The 22833-nt window shown below is 37.5% G+C and carries 25 protein-coding genes and 3 tRNA genes; 13 read left to right on the plus strand and 15 right to left on the minus strand.

What is annotated here, in order from left to right; translation table 11 throughout:
• The first annotated feature begins 32 nt into the window (after positions 1 to 32).
• Positions 33 to 1058 (plus strand): methionine ABC transporter ATP-binding protein, encoded by a 1026-nt coding sequence (locus AC1M9N_RS02385; RefSeq protein WP_481954208.1) that lies wholly within the window; start codon positions 33 to 35, stop codon positions 1056 to 1058.
• Positions 1055 to 1750: a methionine ABC transporter permease gene (locus tag AC1M9N_RS02390; protein ID WP_035267644.1), complete on the plus strand. Its 696-nt coding sequence runs from the start codon at positions 1055 to 1057 to the stop codon at positions 1748 to 1750. The genes AC1M9N_RS02385 and AC1M9N_RS02390 overlap by 4 nt, the downstream gene beginning before the upstream one ends.
• 39 nt (positions 1751 to 1789) lie before the next feature.
• On the opposite strand, the gene AC1M9N_RS02395 is transcribed toward AC1M9N_RS02390, so the two are convergent.
• Positions 1790 to 2176: a DUF4951 domain-containing protein gene (locus AC1M9N_RS02395; RefSeq protein WP_481595486.1), complete on the minus strand. Its 387-nt coding sequence runs from the start codon at positions 2174 to 2176 to the stop codon at positions 1790 to 1792.
• Positions 2177 to 2401: 225 nt separating this feature from the next.
• On the opposite strand from AC1M9N_RS02395, the gene gloB reads away from it, so the two are divergent.
• Both gloB and AC1M9N_RS02405 read left to right on the plus strand, forming a co-directional pair.
• Complete coding sequence (gene gloB / locus AC1M9N_RS02400) at positions 2402 to 3133, plus strand: hydroxyacylglutathione hydrolase (RefSeq protein ID WP_481954209.1); 732 nt, start codon at positions 2402 to 2404, stop codon at positions 3131 to 3133.
• A 252-nt stretch (positions 3134 to 3385) separates the two neighbouring features.
• On the plus strand, positions 3386 to 3589 hold the full coding sequence (locus AC1M9N_RS02405) for a hypothetical protein (protein WP_035267651.1): 204 nt from the start codon (positions 3386 to 3388) through the stop codon (positions 3587 to 3589).
• A gap of 161 nt (positions 3590 to 3750) precedes the next feature.
• On the opposite strand, the gene AC1M9N_RS02410 is transcribed toward AC1M9N_RS02405, so the two are convergent.
• From AC1M9N_RS02410 to AC1M9N_RS02430, 5 genes are all read right to left on the minus strand, one after another.
• Positions 3751 to 3835: transfer RNA gene (locus tag AC1M9N_RS02410), tRNA-Leu, on the minus strand.
• Positions 3836 to 3873: 38 nt separating this feature from the next.
• Positions 3874 to 3947: transfer RNA gene (locus AC1M9N_RS02415), tRNA-Trp, on the minus strand.
• A gap of 38 nt (positions 3948 to 3985) precedes the next feature.
• Positions 3986 to 4070 (minus strand) — tRNA-Leu (locus AC1M9N_RS02420).
• Between the two features lie 108 nt (positions 4071 to 4178).
• A complete protein-coding gene (locus AC1M9N_RS02425) occupies positions 4179 to 5036 on the minus strand; it encodes a protein kinase domain-containing protein (protein WP_481954210.1) in 858 nt (285 codons plus the stop codon).
• Positions 4972 to 6516 (minus strand): DUF3336 domain-containing protein, encoded by a 1545-nt coding sequence (locus AC1M9N_RS02430; RefSeq protein ID WP_481954211.1) that lies wholly within the window; start codon positions 6514 to 6516, stop codon positions 4972 to 4974. Before AC1M9N_RS02430 ends, AC1M9N_RS02425 begins: the two co-directional genes overlap by 65 nt.
• 205 nt (positions 6517 to 6721) lie before the next feature.
• On the opposite strand from AC1M9N_RS02430, the gene AC1M9N_RS02435 reads away from it, so the two are divergent.
• Positions 6722 to 7594 (plus strand): ATP-binding protein, encoded by an 873-nt coding sequence (locus AC1M9N_RS02435; protein ID WP_481591202.1) that lies wholly within the window; start codon positions 6722 to 6724, stop codon positions 7592 to 7594.
• Between the two features lie 388 nt (positions 7595 to 7982).
• Positions 7983 to 8747, plus strand: a complete 765-nt coding sequence (locus AC1M9N_RS02440) for a hypothetical protein (protein ID WP_481954212.1) — start codon at positions 7983 to 7985, stop codon at positions 8745 to 8747.
• On the opposite strand, the gene AC1M9N_RS02445 is transcribed toward AC1M9N_RS02440, so the two are convergent.
• Positions 8676 to 9554 carry a LysO family transporter gene (locus AC1M9N_RS02445; RefSeq protein ID WP_481954213.1) on the minus strand — a complete coding sequence of 293 codons (879 nt, stop codon included), beginning with the start codon at positions 9552 to 9554 and terminating at the stop codon, positions 8676 to 8678. The genes AC1M9N_RS02440 and AC1M9N_RS02445 overlap by 72 nt on opposite strands.
• A 328-nt stretch (positions 9555 to 9882) precedes the next feature.
• On the opposite strand from AC1M9N_RS02445, the gene AC1M9N_RS02450 reads away from it, so the two are divergent.
• From AC1M9N_RS02450 to AC1M9N_RS02460, 3 genes are all read left to right on the plus strand, one after another.
• Positions 9883 to 10437, plus strand: a complete 555-nt coding sequence (locus AC1M9N_RS02450; RefSeq protein ID WP_481954214.1) for a DUF4385 domain-containing protein — start codon at positions 9883 to 9885, stop codon at positions 10435 to 10437.
• A 152-nt stretch (positions 10438 to 10589) separates the two neighbouring features.
• Entirely contained in the window at positions 10590 to 11117 is a 528-nt protein-coding gene (locus AC1M9N_RS02455; RefSeq protein WP_092766154.1) for an Ail/Lom family outer membrane beta-barrel protein, read from the plus strand.
• Between the two features lie 153 nt (positions 11118 to 11270).
• Positions 11271 to 12218, plus strand: coding sequence for an aldo/keto reductase (locus tag AC1M9N_RS02460; protein ID WP_481954215.1), 948 nt, complete (start codon positions 11271 to 11273; stop codon positions 12216 to 12218).
• Between the two features lie 46 nt (positions 12219 to 12264).
• Here AC1M9N_RS02460 and tsaD read toward each other — a convergent pair whose 3' ends face one another.
• Complete coding sequence (gene tsaD, locus AC1M9N_RS02465; RefSeq protein ID WP_481607016.1) at positions 12265 to 13281, minus strand: tRNA (adenosine(37)-N6)-threonylcarbamoyltransferase complex transferase subunit TsaD; 1017 nt, start codon at positions 13279 to 13281, stop codon at positions 12265 to 12267.
• Positions 13282 to 13425: 144 nt separating this feature from the next.
• Here tsaD and rpsU point away from each other — a divergent pair, with 144 nt between their 5' ends.
• Both rpsU and AC1M9N_RS02475 read left to right on the plus strand, forming a co-directional pair.
• A complete protein-coding gene (gene rpsU / locus AC1M9N_RS02470) occupies positions 13426 to 13641 on the plus strand; it encodes a 30S ribosomal protein S21 (protein ID WP_001136722.1) in 216 nt (71 codons plus the stop codon).
• Positions 13642 to 13674: 33 nt separating this feature from the next.
• Positions 13675 to 14121, plus strand: coding sequence for a GatB/YqeY domain-containing protein (locus AC1M9N_RS02475; RefSeq protein ID WP_035268744.1), 447 nt, complete (start codon positions 13675 to 13677; stop codon positions 14119 to 14121).
• Positions 14122 to 14234: 113 nt separating this feature from the next.
• Here AC1M9N_RS02475 and AC1M9N_RS02480 read toward each other — a convergent pair whose 3' ends face one another.
• The 5 genes from AC1M9N_RS02480 to AC1M9N_RS02500 form a co-directional block, all read right to left on the minus strand.
• Positions 14235 to 14597 (minus strand): hypothetical protein, encoded by a 363-nt coding sequence (locus AC1M9N_RS02480; RefSeq protein ID WP_481954216.1) that lies wholly within the window; start codon positions 14595 to 14597, stop codon positions 14235 to 14237.
• 63 nt (positions 14598 to 14660) lie between these two features.
• Entirely contained in the window at positions 14661 to 15032 is a 372-nt protein-coding gene (locus AC1M9N_RS02485) for a GFA family protein (RefSeq protein ID WP_180027612.1), read from the minus strand.
• Positions 15033 to 15041: 9 nt separating this feature from the next.
• Complete coding sequence (locus tag AC1M9N_RS02490; RefSeq protein WP_481954217.1) at positions 15042 to 16481, minus strand: M48 family metalloprotease; 1440 nt, start codon at positions 16479 to 16481, stop codon at positions 15042 to 15044.
• Between the two features lie 96 nt (positions 16482 to 16577).
• On the minus strand, positions 16578 to 17537 hold the full coding sequence (locus tag AC1M9N_RS02495) for a 2-hydroxyacid dehydrogenase (protein ID WP_481595496.1): 960 nt from the start codon (positions 17535 to 17537) through the stop codon (positions 16578 to 16580).
• 29 nt (positions 17538 to 17566) lie between these two features.
• Positions 17567 to 18295: a hypothetical protein gene (locus AC1M9N_RS02500; protein WP_481954218.1), complete on the minus strand. Its 729-nt coding sequence runs from the start codon at positions 18293 to 18295 to the stop codon at positions 17567 to 17569.
• 187 nt (positions 18296 to 18482) lie between these two features.
• Here AC1M9N_RS02500 and AC1M9N_RS02505 point away from each other — a divergent pair, with 187 nt between their 5' ends.
• Positions 18483 to 18878, plus strand: a complete 396-nt coding sequence (locus AC1M9N_RS02505) for a transposase family protein (RefSeq protein WP_481954219.1) — start codon at positions 18483 to 18485, stop codon at positions 18876 to 18878.
• Positions 18826 to 19296 (plus strand): transposase, encoded by a 471-nt coding sequence (locus AC1M9N_RS02510; protein ID WP_481954220.1) that lies wholly within the window; start codon positions 18826 to 18828, stop codon positions 19294 to 19296. Before AC1M9N_RS02505 ends, AC1M9N_RS02510 begins: the two co-directional genes overlap by 53 nt.
• Positions 19297 to 19320: 24 nt before the next feature.
• Here the strand turns inward: AC1M9N_RS02510 and AC1M9N_RS02515 are convergent, their stop codons facing one another.
• Complete coding sequence (locus AC1M9N_RS02515; RefSeq protein ID WP_481954221.1) at positions 19321 to 21210, minus strand: M48 family metalloprotease; 1890 nt, start codon at positions 21208 to 21210, stop codon at positions 19321 to 19323.
• An 84-nt stretch (positions 21211 to 21294) separates the two neighbouring features.
• Complete coding sequence (gene purF, locus AC1M9N_RS02520; protein WP_481954222.1) at positions 21295 to 22833, minus strand: amidophosphoribosyltransferase; 1539 nt, start codon at positions 22831 to 22833, stop codon at positions 21295 to 21297.

Raw genomic sequence — 22833 nt, forward strand, 5'->3', positions numbered from 1 at the left:
CCTGTTTTTCATTTTTAATAGTTCTTGACGTTATGATTGAATTTAAAAATATTAGTAAACATTATCAGCTTAAAGGCCAAACTATTCACGCCTTAGACAATATTAATCTGACGATTCCAGATGGAAGTATCTTCGGAATTATAGGCTATAGTGGTGCAGGTAAAAGTACACTGATCCGTTTGATCAATTTACTAGAAAGACCCAATCAAGGTCAAATGATCATCCACGGTCAAGATTTCACTGCTTTGAGCGCTTCAAAATTACGTCAAGAACGCGCCAATATTGGTATGATTTTCCAGCATTTCAATTTACTACAAACCAAAACCGTTGCAGCCAATATTGAAATGCCAATGAAACTCCTTGGCTGGAGTAAAGCTGAGCGTCTAAAACGCTTAGATGAGCTACTTGAGTTTATCGATTTAAAACATAAACGCGATGCTTTTCCAGATGAGCTTTCTGGTGGTCAAAAACAGCGTGTAGGTATCGCTCGGGCACTTGCCAATCATCCAAAAATTCTACTCTGTGACGAAGCAACATCAGCGCTTGATCCTCAAACGACAAAGTCTGTACTTGCCCTTTTGAAAAAAATTAATCAAGAGCAAGGAATCACCATTGTTATGGTTACGCATGAAATGGATGTTATTGAGTCGATTTGCGACTTTGTTGCAGTTATGGAGCAAGGCAAAGTGATTGAACACGGCAGTACTCTCGATATCTTTAGTCAACCTCACCACCCGACGACCAAAACATTTATTCAAACTGTTTTACAGCAGCAATTACCTATCAATATTTTAAATAACTTAGAAAATCAAAATCACCACAGTATTTATAGCTTGCAGTTCTTAGGTACTTCGGCCCAAGAAACGGTTGTGCAAGCTGCCATTAAACGATTTGATATTAGTCTCAATATTTTATTTGCCAACATGACCGAAATTAATGGCGCTGTGATTGGGCAAATGTTTGTGCAATTACTGGGTGATCCAGACATTATTCAAGAAACCATCAGCTTTTTCCAACAACATGGCGTTAAAGTTGAGCAATCAGGAGTACGTGCATGAGAGATATGATTGTTCAATGGCTAACAGAAATTACTGAACCTTTTTGGAAAAGCTCGCTTTCAATTGATCAATTTGTGACAGCCCTACAAGAAACCTTTCATATGGTTTTTTTTGCAATGCTATTCGGTACGATTTGGGGTTTAATTCAAGGGATAACTCTACTTGTTACACGACCAAACGGGATTTTAGCCAATCGTGTGATTTACTATGGATTAAACCCTATTGTGAATGCATTACGTTCCCTCCCGTTTATTATCCTCCTGATCGCGGTTATTCCACTGACAAAAATGATTGTGGGTACTTCTATTGGGACATGGGCAGCTATTGTTCCTTTAACCATTTATGTAGGACCTTATATTGGTCGTCTGGTTGAAACTTCACTCCTTGAAGTCAACGAAGGTATCGTGGAGTCAGCGCAAGCTATGGGCGCAACACCCCTGCAAATTATTTTCAAGTTTATTCTGCCTGAGGCGCGTAGCTCCCTCATTCTCAATTTAACTACAGCTGCAATCAGCTTAATTGGTGCAACAGCCATGGCTGGTGCGGTCGGTGCAGGCGGCATTGGTGATCTTGCGATCTCCTATGGTTATCAACGCTTTGATACCAGTGTCGTTATACTCACCGTCATTGTGCTTTTAGTATTAGTTCAATTGGTGCAAATGACAGGTGAAAAACTCGCCAAAATGCGATAGTAAATTTAAAAAAGATCTCAAATGAGATCTTTTTTAATATCAATCCATCCAAAGTGAAGCGATTTTTTCCATTAATTGCGCACGTAACGGCGCAGTCCGATTGCATGGATTACGCTTTGCTTCATGCGTATAAAACGCTTGCCATTCGCGTATCATTTCCAAACTAACACCTTGTGCTTTAAACTGATGGATGTCTTGCTTAGATACACTTTCTAAACGTGCTTGAGCACCTTCTGGACCTGTTGCCCAACCGATAACCCCTTGCCCAAAACTCGGAAGGCTCATTTGGTTGGGTGTTTGAGGAACCGCTTTACGTTCGATTGTCTCATTGACCTTACAGCTGCTTGGACGCTCGTATAATTGAGACTTTTGCAGTTGACCAACTTGAGAGTTTTGCATACAACCAACAAGAACAATCGAACTCATCACTGCGCTGATGCAAGCACTCAATCTCACTTTTATCATCATTTACTTTTTACTCGAAATTAGTTCATCAGATCAGATAATCTTAAGCTAACAACAATGCACCTCATCAAATTCGAAATCAATATTTACAATACATCGCTGTTTAAAATTTGGGTGAATTTTACAATTTGATAAGCTTGATCTAGGATGAGATCAAATAAGTCACATGCTTTAGGATCGTTTAGGATGCGTTATCAAGTTCGCGTAATTGATGTTAACAATGCGCTACAAAACTATATATGGATTATTGAAGATACTGAAACCCAAGAAATTGCAGTGGTAGACCCTACAGAAGCCAATTTGGTGGTCAACTATTGTGACTCGAATGGTTTAACACTTAAGCAAATATGGCTTACCCACTGGCATAAAGACCATATTGGTGGTGTGCCAGAGTTAATCGCGGAAAAAAATATTGAAGTTTATGGTCCACGTGAAGAATTATCTAAAATTCCATTTATCAGTTGTCCACTCAATCATGATGATGAATTTTATTTTAATGACTTAAAACTTGACGTCATCGCTGTTCCTGGCCACACCTTAGGTCATATCGCAATATTTGCAGATGAAATTGACAGTTTATTCTGTGGAGATACCTTATTTGCAATGGGATGCGGACGCCTTTTTGAAGGAACGGCTGAACAAATGTATCAATCACTTAACCAACTGTCAGCGCTCCCTCCAAGAACTCAAGTCTACTGTACCCATGAATACACGCTCTCAAATGCACAATTCGCTTTGCAAGTAGAACCTGAGAATAAGGCACTGCAAGAACGATTTGAGCAAGTTCAGAAACTTCGAGATCAAAATCAAATAACCTTACCTTCCACCATTGAAATTGAACTTGAGACCAATCCTTTCTTGCGCGTCAACAGTGCTGAAGAATTTAAACGTATTCGGGAAATGAAAGATAATTTCTAAATTTAGCATTATCTGTTCAAATTACAGGTGTTCATTACTGAGCGATATTCGCTCAGTTTTTAAACCCTTCAGACAATACATTCTCTTCTTTATCTTAAAGCTTTAACAACATGATCAAATTCTTTCTTTTAATTGCATGAAATATATACATTTTTATAGAATTAAAATATATTTACATTAATTTAGGTTAAAGCCCTTTAAAAACAACATCATTAACCTTATTAATATTTCATTAGTCAAAGGAGTTGTCTCATGAAGAAAGTGGTCAAAGCAAAAAATTTAATTGCATTCAGAATTTGGTTAGAAAAATTAGGTTATTCCGTTCGAAATTTAAAGGATAACCAAGGCTTCACTTTCAGTTTTAAAAAAGAATATGGTTTAGTGACATGTGACTTATCTGGAAATACTCTGGCAATGCAATTAGGTGAAGAATTCGAGGATCACTTAAAAGCTTAATCTCACCTTAATTCAACGGAATGAATACTAAATAGATCATCTAAATATTAACATCGCCTCTTTGTAGGCGATTTTTTATATTTATATATTTCAGTTTTCAGTCTGTTTTTATATAAAAATATAGGCAATAAAAAAGCAAGGTATCAAACCTTGCCTTAATATGGTGGGGACGGAGAGACTCGAACTCTCACACCTTGCGGCGCTGGAACCTAAATCCAGTGCGTCTACCAATTTCGCCACGTCCCCTTTGAATACTCAATCATATTACTGAGCTTCATAAAACTTGGCAGAGGATCAAGGATTCGAACCTTGACGAACGGTTTTGGAGACCGTCATGCTACCATTACACCAATCCTCTATTTCACCTACTTCGGTCGTTCCACCTAGTAAATTACTTGGTGGGGACGGAGAGACTCGAACTCTCACACCTTGCGGCGCTGGAACCTAAATCCAGTGCGTCTACCAATTTCGCCACGTCCCCGATGGCTGTGTATATTATAGAGATCATTATCTCATGACAAGCCCTTTTTTTGAAAAACCTTATTGTTTGACTAAATATAAAACAATTATCCATTTTACTGGTTTTTCTTTAGACAAATTCGCTTAATATCTGTTTTAATTGATAAATATTGTCCAATCTTTGTGATTTATTTTTCATCAACATCTGCTGGAGTACTGGTGTTAAGTCAGAAAAAGGCCTAATAATTTCAACTTTTAATTGCTGACAATGCCATTTTGCCCAATCTATATAGCTTTTTTTACGGATTGAGTACTGATTTAACCATTCTAACCAAATAATACCGAGTGCATATATATCTGATGCTTGTGATTTTGACTCACCATGAAACAACTCAGGCGCCATATACCTTGGTGTTCCATGTGTAGAAACTTGAGGATGGCACTCAAAGTGAAACATCTGTTCAAAATCAATTAATTTGGGTTGACCATTGAATATTCTAAAATGTTCTCTTTTAAGATCTGCATGAACCCATCCTTGCTCATGAATTGATAGTAATGCATCTAGACTATGTAATAATAAATTGACCACATTTGAAAACTCATTGTGTGGGAAGGTCTGCATTTGAGTATAGACAGAATTTTCTACTTCAAATAGCGGCGCCGCATTTTCAATCAGAATCAATGATGAAGAATCATGTTTTGATGTAGGTGTATTGAATCTACTGTTTTCGTCATACACGATCTCAAACGGCACTAAGATCTTTGAAGAGCGAGTACTGAGTGATTGGTAGTGTTTTATCTCATTGTCGAACCACTGCTCATGCTGTGAACTGATACCCTGCTGTTGTCGCTTAACCCAATACGTTTGGTCGTCTATTTCGATACAATAAATTAGACGACCATACTGCTGACTTTGTTCAGAATTAACTGGTTGCCTGAGCAGAGGCTGAATGGTTTGCCACTGTAGATTGTTTTTTAAGAGATTCATTTTGCTGTTTCAGTTGCGTCAGCATATCCAAACAATGTTCAATGGTTTTTCCTATACGCGCATGTGTTTCAATACTGGACAGTTTTGACCAAGTTGCCCGTTCCCCTTCTCTTTGAAGGACTTTAAACAAATGAGGTCGCGGATTTTGTAACATATAATGATAATGTCGCAGACTATAATTACCTACAATATTTAAATCACCATAATAACGCTGATCAACAATACCATAACCATGATCCAATAGTCGTCTAATCGTCGGCACACTGCCCATTCGGTCACGAGTGAAATTCATGACATCCATCGCAATCGTTTTACCATGTTTACGCACTAAACGTTGCGGCCAGCTGAGTAGATCTGTTCTAAAACGCTCCGCATCACTTTGCATGAATGGCACAATATGTGGATTCACCTGACTGGCAATGGTGTAATTAATATTGTAAAGACGAGCCATTTTCTCTTGTGGAAAATCACTTCTCACACTGCCATCCACCCAACGAATACTTGCCAAGTATGGTGTATGCACCCCATCATAACGCTTACTGGTCAGTCGAACTGGAGGAAATAAGATAGGAACCGCACATGATGCCAATACTGCACTCCACACCAGTAAATCTGGCGCAGTATATTTGTTCATGATACGAGCATCTTCCTGAGCGACATCATAAGGTGCGACACTGATATTAATATCAAGTCCAGACTTTTCATACGCTTCTTGAAACGTTAAGTCTCCTAAATTTTCCACTAAAAATTTCTTAAGATATCGCACATCAGCAATACCACCATTTCCTCTAAGCAACTCTTTGAAACTTCTGAAATGGAATGCTTCACTATAAAAGCTCTCTCCTGTCAGCAGCTGATCAATATCTTTTTGATCAGAAACGCCTAACATCGCCGTCATCAACGCACCAGCACTCGAACCTGATAAAACTTTCGGCATCAAATCTTGTTCCATCAGCGCCTTACACACGCCTGTATGAAACAAACCTAATGAGGCCCCACCAGAAAACATCATTGCTGGTTGACCATAGGTCAGTTGACAATTTTTAAAAAAATCAAATTTTTCTTGATGTGTCAAACCTGAACATTCATCTGAAGCGATATAAATTAAACTCTGTGAAACCTCTTCAATATAGTCCTCAATGAGTTTTTTTGTGCCAATATATGTTTGTGTGAACAGCATAGGATGACCAATATTGGCGACATCATGACTCAGGCCTTCTCGCAATATATAGATCAGATCAATTACACGATGATTCAGCTTGTAACGGCGTAAAAGATTTAAACGATGCGATATAATTTCAGCATCAAAATAGGGTGAAGTATTATCAAACTTCCATTCCTGAGCGCCCGTCTCCTCATCCAGCTTTAAGGCAATGTCTTTCCACTCTTCATAGCTCTCCGCACGTTCAAGCTCATGTTGCATTTTTTTAATTCGATACGCTTGATGCGGATTAATTTGACTACGAGTGCCTAAAATCATTGAGCTAGTCCTTTGATTTTTATTAGTTCAATTAGTTTTGTTCAGTTTTTAAACTATGCAAAAAAAGCAGAAAATAATCAACTTAATAAAATTTATTTCTTGTATCGACCAGTCATCATAGATTTATCCCTTAGATCAGTTCACATCGCTATCGTCATCATGTAGATTAAACTTGATTTTATTGAATTGTATTTCACGAATACCTATGGCGACTCTAGAACTACCAGATCAACTGTTAACAAAAATTTCTCAACTTATTGACCAACTTAATCACACATTATCTGAACCGAGTCAGGAAATTGATTTCTCAGCACTAGGATACAAATGGCAAAATAAACGGCTGATCCCCATTCAAAAACCTAAAATAATTCATCTTGATGATTTAAAAGGTATCGAAAAACAAAAAGAAAAAATACTGCAAAACACTGAACAATTTTTACAAGGTTTACCTGCAAACGATATTTTATTGACTGGATCTCGTGGAACCGGAAAATCATCTATTGTAAGATCTTTACTGTCAAAATATGCTGACCGTGGTTTACGCATCATTGAAATTGAGCGTGATAATCTGTCAGACCTACCAGAAATACAAAAAATTATTGAAGGTCGTCCCGAAAAATTTATCGTGTATTGTGATGACTTAGCCTTTAATGCTGAAGACGAAAATTATCGTAGTTTAAAAAGTGTGTTAGATGGTTCACTAGAGTCAGGTTCTGGCAACTTTATTATTTATGCGACCAGTAACCGCCGCCACCTACTCCCGGAATTTATGCATGAAAACACCCCGATCACTAAAGTGGACGTGCCTCAATATACTGAATTACATCCGCAAGAAGCGATCGAAGAAAAAATCTCATTGTCTGATCGTTTTGGTCTTTGGCTTTCATTCTACCCGATGGATCAAAATCTTTATTTAGAGATTGTAGAGCACTATTTAAAAAAATCTGGTATTGAAATGACACCTGAAGTACGTGCTGAAGCGCTACGTTGGTGCCAAGCCAGAGGTCAACGCTCAGGTCGTTCTGCATTCCAATTTTCAAAACATTGGATCGGCTCTACTCAATTAAAGCGTGATTAAGCATTTACATCAGCTTCTTCAATAAGAAACTAAGATGGAATAACGTCTTAGTTTCTCAACTTTCACTCTTTAATCTAAGTTATTAGCTTTTATTACGATAAAAGTTAATAAATTATTCATGAATAATTATAAAGATAAAATTAACAATTTAACTTATTGCTCTCTATCGATATCAAAAAATTTTAAATCAAAAAATCGCGAATATTACTTTAAGTTATTAATTTAAATAAAATTTATTATATAAATAAAAATTAAAAAAATAATTTAAATTTAAAACAATATAACATAACAACCATTTTTTGTTTTTCGAAAAAATTAATGTAACCCAAACTTAACAATTCAAAAATAGTATGAGGGACGCAAATAATTATAGAAAAAGGCTGCATCCATGCTCCAAATTAAAAAATATAGTAACCAACATACACAATCCCCAGATGTTCAAAATATATTAAAAACGCTTCATCAAGCGATCTTCATGACACCAGAGGGTTGTGATTTGAATGATATTGCTCAAGCCTATGCCCCCGATGATGCTGCAAGCAAACGGGTTTTGATCTATTTTGATGAAGAAAAACCTGTTGGATTTTTAAGTATGCAACGTTATGAAGTCAAAAAGAATGACCAGACAATGAATGTTTTTCGTGGTCAAGCAGGTCTTCTTAGCGCCTATCGAAAATCAAATCTGTTAAAATTCCAATACATTTATTTCATTATTTCTCAAATGCTCCGCCACCCAGCACCATCGTATTTTTTTGCTGTGTGTTTACATCCCTCAAGTTATCGTGCAATTACACGATATGCTTTCAAAAAAAATACATGGCCTACTCGCTTAAACCTCGATAACAATACAGAAATGCAAGACCTTTGCACCCTATTCTCTCAGCAATTCAATTATCAACTTTCAAAATCTGGCCATGTTTTTATTTATAACGATGGCCTTGGAGGAACACGCGGTTGTAAGCATGAACACGATAACATGAATGAGGATGCTGCATTTTTTTTGAATCACAATGCCGGATATATTAATGGTGATGGTATGCTAGTGATTGCCAAAATCACTGTCTTTGAGGTGTTTTACCGTTTAACGTGTCACACTTTGGGTAAAATGAATCGCAATAAATATATTCAATGGACAAAACAGCGACAACAATAGTCCCGCTTTAAACGCATCTAGCACATATTGCTCACCACAATGTTGCTTAATCATCGGTAAGAATGCATCACAGGACAGTACACCTGTGGTGCTAATTGCTGCTTGTGGTTGATGTCTTCCAAAAAGCTGTAGAAAAATGATGGAAAACATCCCTCGAATCATATCCACAATTAAAGCTTGAACTGCCAATAAGGGATTTAGTTTTTGTGAAATCATAGCAGCAGACAGACTTGCCCAACCGAATCCAGAAAGCAATACAGCACTTTCCTTCCAAATTATCAGCATAAAGCAGGCAAATATTGTATTTGCCAATACCATTATGATTGGGAGTTTAAAATCATGCCATTGCAATGTTTTGATTTTAAATGCTGATATAAAGACTCCGATCAAAAATAGAATAATGTAGATCAGAACGTTTTGAATACTTAAAGCTATTTGCTCATCTATTAAATCCATTCGATAAGTGAAGATCCCTCCCACAAACACCAAAATAAGCAAAAGATATACTGTCAATATTTTAATGATATCCTTAATTTGGATTGTTTTACGTTTGCTGTTTTCCTGCTGTTTCTTCTTATAAAATAGTGAACTAAACCAATAAGTAAATGCGCATACCCCGAGTGCGAGAATAGCTAGCTTGCTCAAAACAGCTCTAGGATTTTCTAATGCGAGTAGGTTTGGCGCTGCGTAAACAGTGCAAAAAAATATAAATAAAATCAGGGCTAAAAAAAATACTTGTTCAATGTACTTGTTGGGATGAAATTTACGACCATATAGATAGCCAAAAATGATGATGATAAGATCCAATCAGACTTCCAAAATTATTTTTATACGTATCGCTTAGATTAATTCATAGATATAAAACTTATATGACAAAATGTTTCTTATAGAGCATCGTCATGTCTAATCATTTGTGTCTGCTAGATTTTAAGTTTAAAACTTAATTTCGCCCCGCTATCGTCCATAGTCTAATTCGTTGTTTTGATTTCTAATACAGTTCAATTTCAATCTTTCACGTGTTTAGCACATCTCTTTAAAACAACTAATCACATTTTTAAAATATCACTCACAATTCTATAATCGTTTTTCATTTGAGATCACCTAATATATTTTTAAAAGTACAAAAGAGAACGTGATGACTCTCAATCATAACGACCTTGATACCATCCCACATAGAAGCACTCGTGTTTATTCTCAAAGTTTTGATTACTCATTGGACTTTGCAAAAATTAACTTCAGAGAAAGGCCAGAACTCTATCGAATTGGTCGTGGTGAACAGGGTGTATTACTCGTCGAACCCTACAAATCTGAAATTCTGCCCTTTTGGAAATTTGCAGATGAAGATAAAGCTAGAGAGAGTTCTAATAAGATTTATCAACTCTTTCTTGAATATTTAGCAGTCGATGATTTTGTCGGTGCAGATATGGCTCGTAAATTTTTACAAATGGGTTATACCCGAGCGAGACGTTATGCAAACCATAAAGGTGGAAAAAAATATAAAGGTCCTGTACCTAATGACAAAAAAGGTTTAAGTGGTGATCACGGGCGTGAAGAACTACCACGCCAACAAGAAGACCCTATTAAGGCTGCAGCAGCACGAATTTTTAAAGTGAAATGGGATGAAGCTAAACAGCATTCCCACTATATTGCATTAAAAGAACGATTTAAAAACTCAATTGCGAGTCAATAAATACATTCTCACACCATTTATAATACAAACAAAACTATTTCTTTAATTTTTATTTACAATAGAAAAATAGAAAGTACAATAGCATTTACCAAAAAATGATCACCATTTTTTGCATTTAAAGATAAACAAATCACAAATAATGAGCATGCGCCATGATAACTAAATTTTTAAAATTGGGTTTAATCCTCTCGATGACCACTTTAACAACGACAACTTTTGCCCAACAACACACCGTTTCATTGGGTTATGCTCAGTCTGAAATTGAAAATGCGTTTGATATTCGCGGTGTTCACGCTCAATATCGCTATGAACTCGAGACTCCTTTAAGCGTTATGGCAACAATGTCGTATCAAACTGGTGATGAAACTTGGATTGAACCAGGTGAACGCCAAGATACAGATGTAAAACATTTTTCTTTGCTAGCAGGCCCTGCATATCGTCTTAATGAGAATTTCAGTGTTTATGGTGTTGTCGGGATCGCGCATTCAAAAGTTGAAAGTTCATATCGCGCCTTGAACATATACGAAAACATGGATCTAAGTGAAACAGCGTTTGCATATGGTGTTGGTATTAATATTAATCCTGCTCCGCAATATGCGATCAATATCGGTTATGAAGGTACTAAAGTTGATGGGGCTAAATTTGATGGGTTCAACATCAGCGCAGGTTATCGTTTCTGATTCTGCTTGAATACATAGAGAATTAAAAAAGAGGCTTTTTGCCTCTTTTTTTGTCAAAATCATTGGATAATGTTTATACATTATTTGGATAGCGAGAAATAGACGAATCCTATATAGCTAGAATAAGTCGTATTATTCTACCTAGGATATTTCATGCAAAAAAGAAAACTTGGACAAACTGATTTATTCATCGCACCCATCGTATTCGGAGGAAATGTATTCGGTTGGACGGTTGATGAAAAACAAAGTTTCAAAATTTTAGATGCACTGTATGAGCGTGGATTTAACACCATTGATACAGCAGACTTCTATTCCATTTGGGCACCAGGCAATCATGGTGGCGAGTCAGAAACAATCATTGGTAATTGGTTAAAACAAAATCCAAGTAAACGTGAAGACATCGTGCTATTTACTAAAGTCGGTTTAGATATGGGGATTCCCGGCCATCAAGGTTTATCTGAACGATGGATTATGCAAGCAGTTGAAGACTCTCTAAGCCGTTTGAAAACAGATTATCTTGATCTTTATTTTGCACACTGGCCTGATGAAAACACACCTCATGAGGAAACATTATCAGCATTTTCAAAGCTCAAAGATCAAGGAAAAATTCGTGCCTATGGCACTTCTAATTTTTCAGCTGATCAATTAGACGCTTCTATTCAAGCTGCACAAAAGATTGGTGTGCAACATTATCAGGTTCTTCAACCTGAATATAATCTTTACGATCGCGATATATTCGAACAAACACTGCAACCCATTTGTGAACGCCATCAAATTGGTGTCGTAAGTTTTTATAGTCTGGCTAGTGGATTTCTATCTGGGAAATATTCGTCATTAGACAATATTCAAGGGCGTCAACGTGCAGATACGCTTGTAAAATATTTTGATGAGCGAGGCTTAAACCTTTTAGATAAGCTCAGAGAAGTGGCATCGCGCCACAATGCGGCACCTGCTGAGGTAGCTTTGGCTTGGTTACTTGCGCAAAAGCATATTTCAGCACCAATCGCCAGTGCAACAAACCTTGAACAAATTACCCAATTTTCAAATGCAGTGAATCTTCAACTCTCACCAGAAGACATGCAAATTCTTTCAATAATGTAAATATAAAAAAGAGGCTATAAGCCTCTTTTTTCTCGGGACCAAACATTTATGCTTCAGTAGGTTTTTTGAGTTCCGTCATCGGCCAACGTGGCGTCGTTGTCACGGCTAAGCCATCATGCTGTCCTGCTTTTAAGCGTTGATATCCAGCAAAAGCAATCATGGCGCCATTATCCGTACATAAAGCTGGTTCAGCATAATATACTTGAGCTTTTATTTTAGCTAAATCTGCTTCAAGACGTTCACGAAGACGCTTATTGGCACTCACACCACCAGCAATGACCAAACGCTTAAGACCAGTTTGTTTTAATGCTTTAACTGATTTTTTGACCAATGTATCAACAATAGCCTCTTGAAAACTCGCAGCAATATCAGCGTCTCGGTTTTCTTCACCTAATTTTTTCATTTGGACAGAAACTGCTGTTTTTAAGCCGCTAAATGAAAATTCCAAACCTTGATGCAACATAGGGCGTGGAAATTCAAAAGCAGTGGCATCACCTTGCTCAGCAAGTTTAGAGATATTTGGACCGCCTGGATAAGGCAACCCCATCATCTTAGCAACCTTATCGAATGCTTCACCCGCTGCATCATCGATCGACTCACCTAAGATTTCATAATGACCAATATCATATGCCGCCATTAATTGTGTATGCCCACCCGAGACCAACAAAGCGACAAACGGAAATTCCGGTGGAGTAGCTGATAAAAGAGGCGCCAACATATGCCCTTCCATATGATGCACACCAATCGCTGGTTTATTTAACGCAAATGCAAGCGTACGACCAAATAATGCTCCAGTCATGAGTGCACCCATTAGGCCTGGACCACGTGTATAAGCCACCGCATCAATCTCAGATTTTTTGATTTGACTTTCTTCAAGCAATTGATTGATTAAAGGAATTAATTTACGAACATGATCGCGGGATGCCAATTCAGGTACCACTCCACCATATTCAGCATGCAATTTAATCTGACTATATAACACCTGTCCTCTTAAGCCGACTTCGCTGTCATAGAGTGCGAGACCAGTTTCATCACACGACGTTTCTAAGCCTAAAACGATCATTAAATTGCCTTTAACCCATTTCAAAATATTGCTAAAGCTATTATAGACTTGTGATATGAGATGTAAATGAGTAAAATACTGACCTTCACTTGTGACTCAGCGCAATTCGGCGCTTAGTCTTATCCATAAACTAGAGGATTCTTCATGCCACAAGTTAAATTGAAAGAAGGCGAACCAGTAGACGTAGCTATCCGTCGTTTCAAACGTTCATGCGAAAAAGCGGGTGTTTTAGCTGACGTTCGTAAACGTGAATTCTACGAGAAACCAACTCAAGAACGTAAGCGCAAAAAAGCTGCTGCTGTTAAACGCTACCAAAAGAAATTGGCGCGTGAATCAGTACGTACTACTCGCCTTTACTAAGATTAATTTGTGATTGACTGCTCGGATATATAAATGACTACTTTAAAAAACCAAATTACTGACGTTTTGAAAGCAACAATGCGTGCTAAAGAAATGGATAAGTTAACGGTGATTCGTAGTCTCCAAGCAGCAATTAAGCAAATCGAAGTCGATGAACGCGTAGAACTAGATGATAGTCGAGTTCTCGCGGTCATTGAAAAACAAATCAAGCAACGTAAAGAATCGATTAAAGCTTTTGAAAGCGCTAATCGACAAGACTTAGCTAGTAAGGAACAAGCCGAGGTTGAGGTTTTATCTCAATTTCTACCAGCAGCTATGACTGAGGAAGAACTTGATTCAATTATTGCGCAAACGATTGCTGCGCAACAAGCTACTAGCATGAAAGATATGGGTAAGGTGATGAATTCTCTACGTCCGATCATAGCCGGACGTGCCGATCCTGCACAAGTTTCGAGTAAAATTAAAGCTCAACTTTCTTAAGTTTTCGTATTATGTTTGATTTGGTCTATTTAATAATGTCATTAAATAGTCCAGTCTAAATCACGTATCCCCGATATTATTACAACAATACTTTTTAGTTTTTCACTTTCTGATTATTTAAGCTCACATTGAATATTATATCTTTGTAAAATCTGCATTTCTTTCGATTGCTTCACTTTCACAACAACATCCTGCTTACTCATTCTAGAGTAGGAAAATGGTAAATCCTTTCGATATTTATCCACCACCTGATAAAAGCCATCGACATAAGTTCCAACAATGACACAATATCTTTGAGTCTGATCAACACTAAACTGTGTTGTATTTGGCGCTAGTGTTTTTAGAAAATGCCTCATATCGGCATTATATATTTGCGATATAACTTCAATCTCTTGTGTAAATTTAACAGGAAGTGTTTCCGCATGAGTGAACACACCCACCCCAAACAACATCATAAAAAATAGTGGCAATTTCATTATTAGATTCAATCACATAATTTAAAATATTTATTCATTCATCATTCTAAAACAATCTAACCATTAAGAATGAATAGTTTCAATAAAGTTAGGTTTGTATTCCTGGAAAAACTCTTCATAAGGTGGCGGTATTTTCCCTTCAACCACAGAACCGAGCCTTAAACGTATAACGCCTGGTAAATCAAGCCGATGTGAATATAAAGGACTTCCACATTCACCGCAAAATACTCTTGCCTTTAACTCGGTATGAAAATAAGACTTAAGCACATCTTCACCAGAAATTAACTCGAAGTTTTCAAGCGGGATCGGGCTATTCCATGCAGTAAAACCGCCTTGAGCCAACTGACAGTGCTTGCAATAGCACAAGATACTTTTCTCAAGATCACCATGATAAATATATTGCACCTTTCCACATAAGCATTGACCTTTTATCATTTAAACCTCTTATAATTTTTGTTGACGCTCATCCTGCATCATCCGCAGCCTTTGATTGATGACTGCACTCATAGAGTTATTTTCCTTAGCTAAACGCTGAGCATGAATGAGTGAGCGTATCGCATTCTCTTCCGCCCCCTTCCAATATTCAACTTCAGCCCGATATCGCAATACATTTACAGTACGTAAAGGATTTTTAATATCTAAATTTGCCGCTTGTTGTCGGATGAACCATGCTTGTGCATCACGATTATTGATTTGGATAAATTTATTCGCCAACCTTTCAGCAGCAACAAAATTTCCCTGTCGAATATAAATTTCAGCTAATTTATAACTTAAAGCACGATTTTCAGGCGTTATTCGTTGACGCACCAATATCGTTTCCTGCGCAGAATCAAATTGATTGGTCGCCAAGTAGATATCTGCTTGAATAAGCGCGATAAGTTGATGATTTGGCTGGATTTTCTTAGCAAGTTCAATTTCTTTTTGTGCTAGATCAAAATCACCACGCTTTAAATAAAAAGCAGACAGTGCAATTCTTCCAGCCAATGCATTTGCTCTCACCACTCCCTTTAACTGTTCCTCATTGGTTTGATTGGTCACAACTGCGGTATACCACTTGATCTGATCAAACTCAGAGAGTGTGTTGCTATACGGAACTTTAGGAAGTTGATCTGCTCGTAAACGTGCCTCACTCATGCGCTGAGTAGTCAAAGGATGTGTTAACCAAAAATCAGGAAGATAACTAATTTTTGGAGTCGCACGATTCATGGTTTCAAAAAACTCAGACATACTGTACGGGTTATATCCGGCACGATACATCAATTGCATTCCAATACGGTCTGCTTCACGCTCTTGATTACGACTATAACTTAACTGTCGATCCACCAATGCAGCCTGCGTTCCCATCATCAGTGCAGCACCTGCATTACCATCAGCTTGTGATGCAATTGCAGCACCCACAATGATACCAGCGAGTGCAAGCAATCCCTGCCCTTTAAAAGCCTCTTGAGAACGGCTGTAGTGTCTTTGCGAGACGTGTGCCACCTCATGAGCAACCACACCCGCAACTTCATCCATATTCTTTGCCGACGTAATTAACCCACTATTCAATGCAAATAAACCACCAGGTACAGCAAAGGCATTAATTTGTGGATCATTTACAATCACCAAAGCAATTGGTTGACCCAACTGTGTTTGCGCAATAATTTTTCGGAATACAGCCATAAATTGATCTTCCAACCAAACATTGTTTAACACTGGAAGTTGTTGCTGTACTTGACGATAGACTTTTTCACCGATCATTTTTTCTTTTTGTTGATCGATAAATCCAACACCACTATTAATATCAGGCACTTCAAATTGAATTTTATTGGCACTGTAGAGTTCATCAGCCACCGCTGAAAAACTCGAACTCGCTATCAATAAAGCCAAAATGATCTTCTTCAAACCTGTATTCCTAAACGTGTACTCCATCGACTATAACACTGAATGATGTGAAGATTAATGATGAACTGTTACGTTTATTATTACGCTCAAAAGACTTTACTTATTCACAATATATAGAGGCTCATCCCCATCTAAGGCTTTTACCAGATTATCATAAGCAAGATTTGCCATTTTCATTCTGGTTTCTGCTGTCGCCGAACCTACGTGCGGCAATGTCACTACATTTTCCAATCGAAACAATGGTGATTCTTGGAGCGGCTCTTTCTGATAAACATCTAAACCAGCAGCAAAAATTTTGTGATTTTCAAGCGCCTCAATCAAGGCCGACTCATCCACAACTGATCCTCTGGCAATATTCACAAACACAGCATGTTTTTGCATTTTCTCAAATTGAGCTTGACCGATCAGCGCTTTCGATTGCTCATTTAAATCGACTGCAATGACGATAAAATCAGACGTTGAAAGTAAAGTATCAAGATCACAATATTTCGCCTTTAAAGGCTCAGCTCGCTCTATACATGGTTTTCGATTATGGTATTGAATATTCATATTAAATCCATAAAAACCACGTCGAGCTATCGCAGCACCGATATGACCCAAGCCAATGATACCTAGCGTTTTCCCATAAACATCTTGACCAAATTGTGCAACACCAGCGGTACGCGTCCAATGTCCATGCTTTGTCCAAGAATCTAAATGTGTCACTTTACGAGCCGCACTCATCAATAAGGTAAAAGCCAAATCAGCGGTCGTCTCTGTCAACACATGAGGCGTATTGGTCAACCAAATACCCTGTTGTTTTAGATATTCAACGTCGTAATTATCGTAACCCACACTGACCGACGAAATAATTTTAAGTTTTTTTGCAGTCTTCAAGTTGTCTTGATTTAAACGACGCCCAGCGCCTATCATCCCATCTGCATCCGCAACTTCTCTTAAAAGTTGCTCATTAATGTCACCCTGTTTCGGATTAAGTTGAACGACCTGATATTTCGATTCTAATTGATTTAATATTTTCGGATCTATCTGACTAAATACCACAACCTTTTTTTTCATAAAACTCCCTCTTTAGATCCAGTATCGATTTAATTTTTAATTAAGTTCCACAAGCGACGTTTTAACAATGGCTGCTCAATCATGTCTTGTAAACTTGCAATCTGCATATGCTGCGTCGTCGATATATGCGGCAAATACCCTAAGCTCAATATTTTTTTATCAACAGATAATGCATCGATAAAACCCTGTATAAATACTTCAGCACCTCTTCCATCTTGGAATTGTGCGAAATTAAATGGCCATTTTAAATCGTAAAACTGTGAACTCACACTAAGCTGGATATTCACCCATAAGTTTTCTTGTTCTGTGGTGAGCGCTGTAGCATCTAGCAGAATAGTATGTGTTTTAGTGATCATCGCTTGAATTTCAAAAGCATCGATTGCTAGCGGTTGACGCTCAACAACCTCATCTTGAGACTGTTTGTCATTTTCCACAGACTCTCGAGGAAGCTGCACACCGTCTGGATTACTTTTTAATTGAAGCGAAGAATCATCTTTATTTAGCTGTTCAGCTTGTGAAGCTGGTTTTGTGATGAACTGTTCTGATTGAGCTTGCGTAAATTCAGGAAAAGATACATCTGTTGGATGATTTTCTTCAACTTGATCGCGATATAAGGAAGGTTTGTAATGACGTGTTTGTGCCGTATTTTGTGGAATCCATATATCGATTCCCATCACAGCTAAGAGGCTTCTTTGATGCTCTAACATATTCACATTCATTACAGATGGACTGGCATGAGGGCTGGGTATTCTACCCACTTTTTAAATCTTTTACTGAACTTTTAATCCGCAAACAATCATAACTTAATTTCATTTCTGACGCATTAATATCCTTGCAGCTTTTAAATTCAGAATGCATTAGACCTCTTTCATAAATCAAAAACTGATCTATCTTTAGTTGATTCTTTGAACCGAAGAATTCTAAATCTTCATGCATAATCTGCGGATGAAATACATTGATTCAAAGAAGCTTTCTGAAACACAGTTTAAGCGATACACAGGCATTTCATGGTCAACCTTTGATTCAATGGTTGAACAACTAAAAATGTATGTCCCTACTAAAGGTAGACCAACTAAATTGAGCACAGAAGATCAAATCCTTCTGTGTTTAAGTTATTGGCGCGAATACAGAACCTTATTCCATGTTACAACAAGTTTTGGTGTGTCAGAGCCCACTGCTTCAAGAGTCGTACGTCATGTAGAAGACTGCCTGATCAAGTCCAATCTATTTAATTTACCGAAGAATTTGCCTGAAGGTGAAGGCATCGACTGGAATGTGGTGATTGTTGATGCCACAGAAATACCAATACAAAGACCTAAAAAAACAGAAGAAAAGCTATAGTGGCAAAAAGAAAGCGCATACCTTTAAAGTACAGGCCATTATTCATTATAGAACTCAGCAAATTCTGAGTTTATGTACAAGTCATGGAACGGTACATGATTTCGAGCTCTTAAAACAGAACTTAAATCAAATTCCTGCAAATACCTTTATTCTTGCAGATAAAGGCTATCAAGGGATCTATGCATTGTATCCAAATAGTCTATTGCCATTAAAAGCAAAAAAGCGCTGTAAACTACATCCTGAGCTAAAACTTTATAACCAAGAAATCAATAAAAGAAGAATTGGGATTGAGCATGTATTTGGAACTTTGAAGACCTTCAAAATCCTTGCCGAGCGATATCGTAATCGAGGAAAAAGACTGGGTTTAAGATTCAATTTAATTGCTGGAATATACAATATGGAACTGAGTAAAAAATGAATTATGAAAGAGGTCTATTGATAGCTAAACAATAATGACGCTGTTTTTCTTATGCATTTGATCCACAATTTCATCACTTTCAAATCCAAGTCGCCAATATAATAATTCAAGTACATCCAACTCATCTTGTGTAATGATTCGATCATTCCATAAACATAATTCAGCAACACCCAAAATACTCAACCGATCTCTCAACAACAATCCAGCAATATCATTAAGAATTTCACCTAAGTCGATAGGTTCATCTGAAATTTCTTCATAAAACTCAATTTCATCACGAGTTAAAATTCGTTCTAAGATTTGGGTTCTAACTTCAAGCTGATTAGCAGTATTTAACTGCTGAACATGTAATAACGCATCTATTAACCTAACAATTTGCGGCTTAGCATCCTCAATTGAGGTTGGACGATGTATTGGCAATAAATCCAGTTGAGACTTCACCTTTTCAATCAGTAAAGCATCCAAAAGCCCAATTTCACCATCTTCTTGAATAATTTTAGCCAATTTAGTAATGAACTGACGTGCACTTGTAGCAGGCATATTTCCCAATTGCCTACATGCCTCATGAAAAATTTGAATATGCACTCGTCCATCTATATTTAACAGTGAGTCGACAATTGCACGACTCACAGGTGCATCAGAAGGAATAAATTCACGGTATTGCCGAATCATTAAAATCGCAACCATCACTTCACGCGCACCAGTCGAAGTTTGCAAAGCCCTTTGAATGAGTTCTGGACGTTTCATCTGCTGTCTAACTTCACTATTTAAGGGTTTGATGGCATCCTTAATTGCAAAGCTGATCGGTGATAATCTTAATAATGGAAGTGGCTGTGGTGACATCCATGGATTATATTCTTCAGCAATAGACTCCTCTAAAGAACGCATTAAACTAAATAGTGGTTGATTTCGTAATTTTTGTAAATTTTCTAATTGAATATCTTCAAGTAAATTCGGATTTAATTCATATATACGATCTTGAATACAAGGTTGGATATTCAACCAACTTTGAGGACTAAGTGAGTTAGCAAAGCACATATGAGAAATAGCTTCAGAATATTCACTATGAATCTGTGATCCTGCGTGATGAACATAGATTCTTAATAAGGTTTGAATATTTGCATTACTACTCAATAATTGTCTTGTCATTGCATCGTTATACAATGTTCGACTACCCAAAGTAATATATTTCATCAGACGCGTAATAAAGACGCCTAAACTACCAATTAACCATATGACTCCACCGATCGCCACAAAAGTTGTTTCCAAACTATCCCTCAATTGATCCCGATTACGTCGAAATCCCTGCTTCGCGATTTTACTGCCCCATTGGCTAAAGGTAATTAACCCACTGTATAAAATTTTAAGACGAGTATTTTCTCGAGTTTCACCCGATAAAATTTTATGGAATTCATGACCCAACAATCCATAAAGCTCTAACTCATCAAGATTTTGTAGCGCCCCCCAAGTCAGAATAATCACAGTATCTTTGGGATGAAAACCCGCAGTCAGTGCATTAACCCCTATTTCATCGGGTAAGACATAGAGTGTAGGTGTATCAATTGAGAAACGATGTGCTAATTTTTCAGCAAGTCTAAGCGCTGTACTTTCTTCTGGAGTACTTTCAATAAAAGTGAGTTGTCGTGCTTTCAATTGTTTTGCGAGCGTATGACCACCAGAGCGGAAGACATAAAACTCATAAACGACAGAACCACCAATAATGCTAATCAATAGCACCATCATATATGGACTGAGAAAATGCCACCAAATGGACTCAGAAGGATCAATATAATGAACCAACAATCCGAGCGTCGTGTTTAAAATGATAATTGCGAGCACAATAACAATTAAACATACGCTTAATGACCACAGCATATTTTTGTTTTTAATTAAGTAACCACTCACATCTTTCAATGTAAAATTTCCTCATTACATTGTCTTGTGATCATAAATTAAAAAAGCGGGAAATACCCGCTTTTTCAAATAGAAAACTATAAATTAATTTTCTTTAAGGCCACTCAGATCAACTGAGGCTGCATCAATATTTAGATCGATATAACCATCTTTGATTTTCTTGGCAGAGTCATTACGCTTGCGCTCTAAACCATCGAGATACGACTCATCAATGTTACCCGCAACGTAAATACCGTCAAATACTGAGCAGTCAAAGTCAGTTAACTCAGGTACTTTTTTCGTACGAACAGCTTGCTTTAAATCTTCCAAATCTTGGAAAATCAAACGATCAGCACCAATCATTTCACGAATTTCTTCAACATCACGATTTGAAGCAATTAATTCGTTTTTAACTGGCATATCAATACCGTAGACATTCGGGTATTTCACCATTGGTGCAGCCGATGCAAAGAAAACTTTTTTAGCACCGGCGTCACGCGCCATTTGAATAATCTCATTACACGTTGTGCCACGCACAATTGAGTCATCTACAAGCAATACGTTCTTATCTTTAAACTCTAATTCAACTGGATTGAGCTTTTGACGTACAGACTTTTTACGCAACTGCTGACCCGGCATAATGAAGGTACGACCGATATAACGGTTTTTCATGAAACCTTCACGGAACTTCACACCGAGTGTATTTGCAAGTTCTAAAGCAGATGTACGCGAAGTATCTGGAATAGGAATGACAACATCAATGTCATGCTCCTCGCTCCATTCACGCAGGATTTTCTGCGCCAACTTCTCACCCATTTTCAAACGTGCTTTGTATACCGAAATTCCATCAATGATGGCATCTGGACGAGCAAAATAAACATACTCAAAAATACATGGGCTATGGTGTGGGTTAGCCGCACATTGCTTCGTGAATAGATTACCCGCATCATCAATAAAAATTGCTTCACCTGGCATCACATCACGTTCAACTTTAAAACCAAGCGCTGTTAAAGCAACTGATTCGGAAGCAAGAATATATTCAACACCATCATCAGTATCACGCGATCCTAAAATTAAAGGTCGAATACCATTTGGATCACGAAAACCAACTAAACCATGACCAGTGATCATCGCAACAACAGCATAACCACCTTTACAACGCTCATGCACACGAGTGACTACATGGAAAATATCATCCGCAGTCGGTGTAAGTTTGCCGCGTTTTTGTAATTCATGTGCAAAAACGTTTAATAACACTTCTGAATCTGAATCAGTATTCATGTGACGTAAATCTGTTTTAAACAGATCATCATGAATCTCGTCAGCATTGGTTAAATTACCATTGTGCGCTAAAGTAATACCATAAGGAGAGTTTACGTAAAATGGTTGTGCTTCAGCGCTACTCGATGAGCCAGCTGTTGGATATCGCACATGACCAATTCCGTAATTACCTAACAATGCACGCATATGACGTGTATGAAATACATCACGCACCATGCCATTGTCTTTTCTCAAAAAGAGACGACCATTATGGCATGTCACAATCCCTGCAGCATCTTGTCCACGATGTTGTAACATCGTTAATGCATCAAACAACATTTGGTTAACAGGTGATTTACCAGCTATACCAACAACTCCACACAT

It is taken from the genome of Acinetobacter sp. ANC_7655 (assembly GCF_056784015.1).